This window comes from Paenibacillus sp. NRS-1782 (assembly GCF_050467685.1).
Taxonomy (GTDB): Bacteria; Bacillota; Bacilli; order Paenibacillales; family Paenibacillaceae; genus Paenibacillus; species Paenibacillus terrae_A.
This window is the reverse complement of the sequence record NZ_JBITPH010000043.1, coordinates 124568-133957: the sequence shown is the minus strand read 5'-3', so window position 1 is coordinate 133957 and position 9390 is coordinate 124568. Positions and strand designations below refer to the sequence as shown.

The following is a 9390-nucleotide window of genomic DNA, read 5'->3' as shown; positions in this document are numbered from 1 at the left end:
CTAACTGATATCGGTTAGCCGCAATCATAACGTTCATCAACTTAGCAACCATTTCCTTTTCCGACTTATCAGGTGAAGTACAAATATATTCAACATAATCCAGAAGCACACTTGTATCTCCAGACAGGAGTTTGTTTACATAGGTATTACCTTCTGCCCAATGCTTGAACAAGTTGACCAAGCGTTGAGTATCCTCATCCGTCTCTATGACCCAATCTAAATCAGCATAGGCGTATGTATGTTGCAGAGCTTGTTGATAATCCCCTTGGGCTTCACAGACAATTGCACACAGTAAATCGGCATAGGTGATGTACGCAAACATGGGTTGACTCAGCTTCTTATCAGGTTCATCGCGCTTTCGCTTCTTCTGCTGATGTTTCAAAGTATATTGGATTTCCGCTTTATCTCTCATTTTTCTAGCTATTGTATCGAGCTTGTCCCATTTACGCAAAGACCTATACACGTTTGCCAAATCCTTCAATGCATCAAGCTGGTCTATTTCATCTAGGCGCTCAACAAAAGCTTCAAATATCGTAGCTGCCCTAAAATTTCGGCTTTGATCGTCTCTAACCTGAATTGTAAACATACGATACTGACAGGTGGCCAAACGTTCAGAGTGCTGGTACTTCTCTCCTTCCGCAACCCCCTCATACAGCAATAACGCAGCAGCGTGCCGACCTTGTGTGAACAGTTTTTCCGCTGCATCAAATAGCTTCGGGGAATAGAACAGCTTGTCCATGATTTGACCCACTATATACTGAATCGCTTCCAGCTTATCCAGTTCAGCACAGCGATACAATACTGGCTCAATTCGCCGCCAATCCGGGGTACGTTCGATGATTGTAAAGATCTATGTATCGTTCATAAAAATAGCCTTCTGGTAATCCCATAGCCAGCGTCATTCGATCAATCTGATGTATAGCAACAGGGCGATTCTTCGTAACCCAAGTGTTAAGCGTTCTTTGATGAATACCTGAGCAATCTGCAAATTCTGCTATAGTCAAGTTGTTTTCCCTTAAATAATTGTCCAACTCCGCTAAAATCGTAGGTGTATGTCCCAAATCATAACCACCCTTCATACAAAAAATCCAATTTTTATAATCTCACCTCAAATTATCGACCAAATATTGGCATGTGTCAATGTGTTTTTTCTCTATATTGGCATATTAAACCAAAGACCTTTCCCCAAGTCAGGTAGTCGCTCTCTCCACTAATTTAAACTCCAAGGGATGTAACGATTCATCCAGTCCTTCAAGGGTGTTGCGAATCAGGATGAATGCGTTCTCAGCTTGTTTATCAATCGGGTAATGAATCGTTGTTAAATCTAGCAAATGCGAAATTTCTGTGTTATCAAAGCCGACCACCGCAAATTGATCCGGCACAGAAATGTCGAGCCTGCGTGCTTCGGTCAGCAGTCCTGCTGCCAAATAATCGGTAGAACAAGCGAACGCATCCGGCTTGTAAGGTTGTACTCCCCACCAGTGAGCGATTTGTTCACCCTCTGCTATTGAATTTAAACCATAAAAATGCGGGAAGGCCTCAGCGTCCAGATCATAATTTTCACAAAAATCATGATAGGCCCGGATGCGTTCCTTCGTATTAAGCCCCCGCATATTGCCATACACATTTACAATTTTTCGGTATCCTCGGGCATACAAATGCTCCAGCGCCAGCGTATAGCCCTGGTACTGATCCATGAATACAGACGGGATTGCCTCTATGGTCACACGCTGCCATGTCACAATCGGACCATATTTGGTATAATGCTCGATCACACTCCACTCATTGACGCGAATCATACAAACCAAGGCATCCAACTGCTTTCTCCGCAACATTTCCAGTGCTTCAAGCTCCCGCTCCTTATCCCCATTCGTAATAAAAAGGGCTATATTAAAGCCATGCTCCTGAGCATACATCGTAAAACCACGCACAAATACATTTAATGAATCATTAAAAGTAACTGAAATAATCCCAATGAGCTTGGTCATGCCCGTTTTTAAAGAAATCGCATTCAAATTGGGAACGTAATCCAGTCGGTCTATGACCTCCTGCACACGCTGTCTTGTCGGTTCACTCACATACGGGTGGTTATTAATGACACGGGACACCGTTGCCGAGGATACACCCGCAAGCTTTGCAATCTCATGAATATTCGCCATAGTCCTCACCTCGTTCTCTCTATTTTAGCATGTCTTTGCGCTAAGCCTCCAGCATCTCATCACACCCCCAAAATTGTTTTTATCAACCCCCTTGACCTGTAATGCATTACAGAGATTACAGTGAAATAGAAGCTTGAGAAAGCGGTTTAAAAAAATGTACTCAGGAGGCAACAATCATGAAAAAAGGCTTAAAGATAGCAACCATCGGTGGGGGCTCCAGCTATACTCCGGAATTAGTAGAAGGCTTCATCAAACGTTATGCAGAGCTTCCCATTCGGGAATTGTGGCTGGTAGACATTGAGGCAGGACGCGAAAAGCTGGAGATTGTAGGAGCCATGGCCAAACGAATGGTGAAAGCGGCAGGCATTGATTGTGAAGTACATTTGACGCTGGATCGTCGTGAAGCCTTGGTAGATGCTGATTTTGTAACAACACAGTTTCGGGTAGGCTTGCTCGAAGCCCGGATTAAGGATGAAAGTATTCCGTTAAAACATGGCATGATCGGTCAGGAAACCAACGGTGCTGGAGGAATGTTCAAGGCCTTTCGTACCATTCCTGTCATCCTCAGTATTGTCGAGGATATGAAAGAGCTGTGTCCGAATGCGTGGTTGATTAATTTCACCAACCCTGCGGGTATGGTCACCGAAGCCGTGCTTCGTTATGGTCAATGGGACAAAGTCATCGGATTATGTAATGTTCCCATCGGCGCGATCAAGAGTGCATCCGCTGTGCTGGACAAACCGGAAGAAGAACTGTTCTTTAAATTTGCAGGAATTAACCACCTTCACTGGCACAAAGTATATGACAAAACAGGGACCGAATTAACTGAGCAGGTGATTGAAGGACTGTACGCGCCTGGCGCAAAACCGGAAAAGGTCGTTGAAAATATTAGAAACATGCGTTTCCTGTATGATCAAGTGCGTCATTTGAAAATGCTGCCTTGTCCATACCATCGTTATTACTACATGACAGATAACATGCTGAAGGAAGAACTAGAGGAAGCCAAAAATGAAGGAACTCGGGGTCAAGTCGTCAAACGTCTGGAAGAAAGCCTGTTTGAACTGTATAAAGATCCGAATCTGGATTACAAACCAGAGGAATTATCCAAACGTGGCGGTGCGCATTACAGCGATGCAGCCTGTGAAATTATTAATTCCATCTATAACAACAAAGGCACATTGATGGTGGTTAGCACACGTAACAATGGTGCAATTGATGATGTTCCTTATGACAGCGCGATTGAAATTACCAGTGTGATCCGTGCGCATGGAGCTGAACCTGTAAACTTTGGCAAATTCCCGCCTGCACAGCGCGGCCTGCTGCAAGTAATGAAGGCGATGGAAGAATTGACGATTGAAGCGGCGGTCACTGGCGACTACGCAACAGCGTTGCAAGCCTTCACACTGAATCCACTCGTTCCAAGCGGTGACATTGCTCAAACCGTGTTGGATGAATTGCTGGAAGCGCATAAGGAGCATTTGCCACAATTTTTTGCACATAAGGCGAAGGCGACGGTGTAAATTTATAAAAAAGTTTGTTCATGCTGGATGTATGAATAAACGGTCGTGATCCCTCCGTTTCGGATGGGATCACGACCGTTTTTATTTTACATCCATGTTGGATGTAAATTTTTCTGTAACATTAGATAAATTTATTCAGTTCCTCTACTAACTCAAAAACTGTAGTTGAAGGATTACAGTTAGGGTTACATTTACTACTATTTCCTTTGTTATGAAATCTTATTAGTTTCTTTGCATTTGCAATTGCATTAGGTTGTTTATCTATTAATTTCTCATACATAGATCTGTCATTTTTTTCGTACTTTTCATCAAGTAGTTTATCCAGCATTTTCTGGAATCTCGATCGGCTAAGAGCAGTCGTGTAATAATTGTAGTGCAGTAAATACCACAATTCAAAGGCTTCATTTGTATATGCGATTTTTATGTTATGCTCTCTAGCAAAGTTAAAGGCTTCATTATAATTCTGTTGTTGATGTGAGTCTCTGTCAAAAACACACCATACTTGATCAAATGGTTCCCCTTCATTGAGTGCTTCATCCTTTAACTCTTTTGACCTTTTTACTAAACTTAAAGTGTTAGCCCCTATTCCTATTGGCTTGACATAAGCAGAACTAACCGGAAATGACCTGAAGTAGTTAGGTTCAGTTTCCTTCCCTTCACAAACAATTAAAATACGATCTTTGGGTTTACCTCTATTTCCAACTCTCCTCTGAAGATTCTGAGCTTTCTTCCGTCTCTTGAATAGATCGTCTGTCCCCATCTATATCCTCCAATAATGAATACGAATCATTCACAAAAGGAATAGCCCCATATTTACCATTAATATATTCCTTATCGTATGAAGCATCCTTCCGTACCTTTGTATCATCTAATTTATATTCTACTAAAGAATACAAATCAGAACAACCATATTTATCCTTCTCTGCAAACCAAATTTGATCTCTTCTAAAATATTTTTTATTTAGGTGTGTAATATCATGAGTAGCAAAAACAAGCTGAGCATTATTTGGATTCAAATCTACTGAATTAAACATAGTAATAATATTCCTGGTAATTAAAGGATGAAGCTTTGCATCCAATTCATCAATGAATAATGTTTTTCCATTTTGTAAAGCATCAATTATAGGGGCCGATAAACCAATAAGTTTTATTGTTCCTTCAGACTCGCTTGAGTCCACATGAAAGGATTCAAACCCCAAAAAATTATTATTCCCATCATATTTTTTGTGATTTGATAAAATAACATCATGGTTTATACTCATAATAAATTCTTTTACATCATTTGGTGTATTCTTAGGAATACTTGCCTCATCTACATCAATCGGTTTTATTTTTAAATTGTCTATACTTACATCAGCCAGCTTAATAAAGTTAATAATACTGTTTTGGGTAGCAGCGTCCCTTAGCCATTTTTTTGTTAGATTGAGTTGACGATTGGTTACTCCATTTATAACAAACAAATTAGAGAACCATTCTAAAACTTCATTTGAAATGAGCCCATTAAATTGGGCAACAACTGATAAAAATAAAGCATTATCTCTGGTTTTAGACTCAATTCCCTTTCCTTCTTTGTAAGGGGGGTTAATTGAATACAGATCGCCTTCTCTAAAAAAAAGTTCGATCTCCTTAACTTTAGGAGTGTGATATAACCATTCAGAGACAACTTTATCCTCTGTTACTTCAAATCCATATCTGTACCTTGTTGTATTCTGAAAAAAAACAATTTCAAAGTAGCTGGGTTCATTCTCAGTCTCAGTACTTAATTTAAAAGGTACTACATCTATTTCCTCATGAGATTGAGAACCAGTAGCAGATTTCAAAACGAATCTTTTCATAAAAGATAAAGCTGAAAATACGTTCGTCTTACCGCTTGCATTAGCGCCATATAAAACCGCACTCTTCAACAAACTTAAATTTTTATTTTGAAAAACGTGTGTATCTTTATGTTCCTTTATGTTTGCAGAAACAAGACTGAATGTCTTAATTTCTTTAAAAGACAAATAATTCCCAACTGAAAACTCAATAAGCATTTTTATTCCTCCTGACTTGTCTTAATACCTTCATTATATACTACAATTAAGAAAACATACTGTTTTTTTCGATTTTTTCTCATTTTCTAACCTTTTTTGGAGTAGAATTATACTAAACACTCTAGTACCTTTGACCGAGTCTGATTTCATCTTTAAACTCTCTATATAAGAATAATTTGAGAGGGCAGACCAAAGGCTGCTTATGCTCCGACACTCCCCAAGGAGTTCTCATCCCACTACAACGCAAAAAAAAGCTCCTTTACAGGAGCTTTCGACTTCTAGCTATACGTCCCAGGAGGGATTCGAACCCCCGACCGACGGCTTAGAAGGCCGTTGCTCTATCCAGCTGAGCTACTGGGACAAAATGTATTACGTAAAGCCTTATGTATTCAGCGCATTGATTATTATATCACATCCAGGTTCACTATCACAAGCACTTTTTTCATTCGTACAGTAAACAGGCTGCAAAAGGAATCATTTGGACGCTGACGGGGTATTATGTACAAAAGGCCATGCTACGAAGGAGGCATATGTCCGTGAGAGGTCTATTGTCATCACTTTGTTATTTCAGTATTTTTTTCGCCCCTTTTCTGTTGCCTGTTATTGTATGGATTGCGGTACGGGACGAGTATGTTCGGGAACATGCAAAAAAGGCCATTTTATCGCACATTTTCCCCATTATCGCTGCGATTCCACTATTTTATTTTATCGCAACGGCGAATCATGCAGGCTCTGTAATCGGGTTTGTGCTGCTATTCGCTGTGGTCTACCTCGGGGTATTTGTCTACAACATCTACAAAGGAATCATGACACTCCGTGAAGTCGCATAAATCTGAAGAAGAAGCCTCCTGCATTCCGCGAGTTAAACGGGATACGGAGGCTTCTTTAACCATTTTTGATGGACAAATTTATTTATTACCGAAGCGTCTAGGACTTTTTGGCACTTCATGCCTTACGTTTTTCTCAAGCACTTCTTCCGCAAATTCATTGTTATGAATATAACTGCTGCCTTTGTTCTTCTTGTACTTCGCTTTGCCGTCTATGATTTCCCCCTCCTTTCACGCGGGTCCAGCGATGGCGCTGGAGCCCAAATCAACAAAAGCCGAGGCATGGCGCATCCTATTCTCATACGCCGAACTCCTTGGCAAATTCCGTGCTGAGCTGCCCATACGAAAGTAGCTCCCTTTTGAACTTTTCCCGTTCTTCCCCGGCCGTAATGTGAGTGGAGTCGGTAAAAGCCTTATCCGTCACTTCCTCAAACGCGGAATGCAGGTTATTGTCGTACCAATCCAGCGCCAAATCGGCGTCATTACGAATGATACGTACCATGTCATAGCCTTCCAGACCGTCCTGCTGATTAGTTGCGGTAATGTAGACCAGCAGTTCCGGGTCATCTGCTGCGCCGGGCCGTACCTCTACCTCTGCGCAGCGCACTCCGTCAAGTTCGGTGAAGCGGCGTATTTTAGCATCCTTGATGTAGTACATTTGCCTTCCTCCTTCCTTGCGAATACACGGGTTGCCCCATTTGTAGTTTTCGGAACGGACAGACATTTTATGCTCCTTTTCGGCATATATACTGATGAACTGGGGATTTAGTTTTTGTTTCATCCCAACACTGGATGAACACGACAAAGAGAGGATGAACAGACATGTGCGGAATTACTGGTTTCATACAGTGGAACGGAGACTTAATGCATCAATCGGAGCTGCTGCTCAATATGACGCAAACGCTCTCCGATCGCGGACCGGATGCTGCAGGCACCTGGATATCCAACCCGTGTGCCTTCGGACACAGAAGACTGAGCGTCATGGACCCGGAAAACGGCGCCCAACCCATGATCCGGCAGCTTGAGGATATCACTTATACGATTGTATATAACGGGGAAATATATAACGCGCCTGAGCTGAAAAAAGAACTGCAGCAGCGAGGACATTTTTTCCGGACACAATGCGACACAGAGGTATTGCTTGAAGCCTACATGGAATGGGGTCCGGATTGTGTGGATCGTCTGAACGGCATATTCGCCTTTGCGGTCTGGGACAGTGCGCGGGAGCAGGTGTTTCTGGCACGGGATCGGCTAGGCGTAAAGCCGTTATTTTACAGCCAAGCCGGAGATGTATTCGTATTTGGCTCGGAGCCCAAAGCGCTGCTCCAGCATCCTGCGGTAGAAGCCGCAGTCGACGCCGAGGGATTGGCCGAAATTTTTATCATCGGTCCTGCACGCACCCCCGGACACGGCGTCTATTCGTCCATGAAGGAGCTTCGCCCCGGACATACGCTAACGTACAGCCGCGACGGTGTGCGCATTCAAGCCTACTGGAAGCTGGAAAGCTTGGAGCATGAGGATAACACCGAAGAAACTGCGCTCAAGGTACGCGAGCTGCTGCTGGATACGGTGGAGCGGCAGTTGATTTCAGATGTTCCGGTATGTACCCTGCTGTCGGGTGGTCTGGATTCAAGTGCGCTGTCTGCGCTGGCTGTCGAGTATTACAAGCGTACCGGGCAGGGACAAGTTCATACGTATTCGGTCGATTATGTGGATAACGACAAGCATTTTAAAGCCCATGCGTTCCAGCCCGGAGCCGATGCCCCATGGATTCAGCGGATGGTCGATGAGTTAGGCACGAACCATCACTGGATTGAATTCGATACGCCCGAGGTCGTAGCAGCGCTGAACAACTCCACGCTAACACGGGATTTGCCCGGTATGGCAGATGTGGATTCGTCGCTGTATCTCTTTTGCCGGGAGATTAAAAAGGGAGCCACTGTTGCTATTTCCGGCGAAGCAGCCGATGAAGTGTTTGGCGGATATCCGTGGTTTCATCGTGAGGAAATGATCAATTCGGGTACATTCCCATGGGCAGTCGCTCCCGACATGAGAGCCAGTCTGCTGTCTCCCGAGGTGCGGGACTGGATTAAGCCCTTGGAGTATTTGAACGACCGCTACTCGGAAGCCGTAGGAGAAGTGCCAAAGCTGCCGGGGGAAACAGATAAAGCCGCGCAAATGCGCGCCATGTCCTATTTGAACATCACTCGCTTTATGCCTACTCTGCTGGACCGTAAGGATCGAATGAGTATGGGGGCCGGACTGGAGGTACGGGTGCCGTATTGCGACCATCGGCTGGTGCAGTATGTATGGAACATTCCGTGGAGCATTAAAATGACGGGCGGGCGTGAAAAAGGTATTTTACGCAAGGCCCTGGAGGGCGTATTGCCGGATGATGTGCTGTATCGCAAGAAAAGCCCATACCCCAAAACGCATAATCCTTCCTATCTTGCTGCTGTGAAAAAGCAGGCGCTGGATCTATTGGATAATTCCTCCTCCCCGCTGCTCAAGCTGATTGATGCCCAAAAAGTACGGGATATCGCGGCCTCACCTGAGGCATCCACCAATCTGCCCTGGTTCGGTCAACTGATGTCAGGGCCTCAATTGTTCGCGTATTTGGTTCAAGTAGATAACTGGCTGCGCACTTACAAGGTAGCAATTCGGTAAGCGTTAGTCGACAAAAATGTAGCTCGAAGCAAGGACGGCGAGTAACTCGGAGAGGATGAATGTAAAACACATTGCCTTTTGCCAGCCGTCACGGTCGTGCATATTAAAATGAAAATGCTTATCGAAGCACCAGGAAATTTATCAGAAAAGAAGAGGCTCATACCAAATTATTATTACAATCTGATTT

Annotated in this window: 7 protein-coding genes, 1 tRNA gene and 1 pseudogene; 3 read left to right on the top strand and 6 right to left on the bottom strand. The window is 43.6% G+C overall.

Annotation, left to right across the window (positions count from 1 at the left end; genetic code table 11):
- Nucleotides 1-1061: pseudogene (locus tag ACIFQM_RS17215) on the bottom strand (helix-turn-helix domain-containing protein); the annotation flags it as partial.
- 129 nt (nt 1062-1190) lie between these two features.
- Nucleotides 1191-2159, bottom strand: a complete 969-nt coding sequence (locus ACIFQM_RS17210) for a LacI family DNA-binding transcriptional regulator (RefSeq protein ID WP_430040755.1) — start codon at nt 2157-2159, stop codon at nt 1191-1193.
- A gap of 176 nt (nt 2160-2335) precedes the next feature.
- On the opposite strand from ACIFQM_RS17210, the gene ACIFQM_RS17205 reads away from it, so the two are divergent.
- Nucleotides 2336-3679 carry a 6-phospho-beta-glucosidase gene (locus tag ACIFQM_RS17205; RefSeq protein WP_283653047.1) on the top strand — a complete coding sequence of 448 codons (1344 nt, stop codon included), beginning with the start codon at nt 2336-2338 and terminating at the stop codon, nt 3677-3679.
- Nucleotides 3680-3800: 121 nt separating this feature from the next.
- Here the strand turns inward: ACIFQM_RS17205 and ACIFQM_RS17200 are convergent, their stop codons facing one another.
- The 3 genes from ACIFQM_RS17200 to ACIFQM_RS17190 all read right to left on the bottom strand — a co-directional run bounded on the left by ACIFQM_RS17200 (nt 3801) and on the right by ACIFQM_RS17190 (nt 6070).
- Nucleotides 3801-4439 (bottom strand): RloB family protein, encoded by a 639-nt coding sequence (locus tag ACIFQM_RS17200; protein WP_430040754.1) that lies wholly within the window; start codon nt 4437-4439, stop codon nt 3801-3803.
- Entirely contained in the window at nt 4372-5709 is a 1338-nt protein-coding gene (locus ACIFQM_RS17195) for an AAA family ATPase (protein ID WP_430040753.1), read from the bottom strand. The genes ACIFQM_RS17200 and ACIFQM_RS17195 overlap by 68 nt, the downstream gene beginning before the upstream one ends.
- 287 nt (nt 5710-5996) lie before the next feature.
- Nucleotides 5997-6070 (bottom strand) — tRNA-Arg (locus ACIFQM_RS17190).
- A 175-nt stretch (nt 6071-6245) separates the two neighbouring features.
- On the opposite strand from ACIFQM_RS17190, the gene ACIFQM_RS17185 reads away from it, so the two are divergent.
- Nucleotides 6246-6539 carry a DUF4870 domain-containing protein gene (locus ACIFQM_RS17185; protein ID WP_430040752.1) on the top strand — a complete coding sequence of 98 codons (294 nt, stop codon included), beginning with the start codon at nt 6246-6248 and terminating at the stop codon, nt 6537-6539.
- Between the two features lie 295 nt (nt 6540-6834).
- On the opposite strand, the gene ACIFQM_RS17180 is transcribed toward ACIFQM_RS17185, so the two are convergent.
- Nucleotides 6835-7194 (bottom strand): hypothetical protein, encoded by a 360-nt coding sequence (locus tag ACIFQM_RS17180; RefSeq protein WP_430040751.1) that lies wholly within the window; start codon nt 7192-7194, stop codon nt 6835-6837.
- 164 nt (nt 7195-7358) lie between these two features.
- Here ACIFQM_RS17180 and asnB point away from each other — a divergent pair, with 164 nt between their 5' ends.
- Nucleotides 7359-9203 (top strand): asparagine synthase (glutamine-hydrolyzing), encoded by a 1845-nt coding sequence (gene asnB / locus ACIFQM_RS17175; protein WP_430040750.1) that lies wholly within the window; start codon nt 7359-7361, stop codon nt 9201-9203.
- The last annotated feature ends 187 nt before the right edge of the window (nt 9204-9390 follow it).

Bases quoted from the DNA above. Each gene is read 5' to 3' on its own strand.
- ACIFQM_RS17210 (WP_430040755.1), bottom strand. From the start codon at position 2,159: ATGGCGAATATTCATGAGATTGCAAAGCTTGCGGGTGTATCCTCGGCA.
- ACIFQM_RS17200 (WP_430040754.1), bottom strand. From the start codon at position 4,439: ATGGGGACAGACGATCTATTCAAGAGACGGAAGAAAGCTCAGAATCTT.
- ACIFQM_RS17205 (WP_283653047.1), top strand. From the start codon at position 2,336: ATGAAAAAAGGCTTAAAGATAGCAACCATCGGTGGGGGCTCCAGCTAT.
- ACIFQM_RS17195 (WP_430040753.1), bottom strand. From the start codon at position 5,709: ATGCTTATTGAGTTTTCAGTTGGGAATTATTTGTCTTTTAAAGAAATT.
- ACIFQM_RS17180 (WP_430040751.1), bottom strand. From the start codon at position 7,194: ATGTACTACATCAAGGATGCTAAAATACGCCGCTTCACCGAACTTGAC.
- asnB (WP_430040750.1), top strand. From the start codon at position 7,359: ATGTGCGGAATTACTGGTTTCATACAGTGGAACGGAGACTTAATGCAT.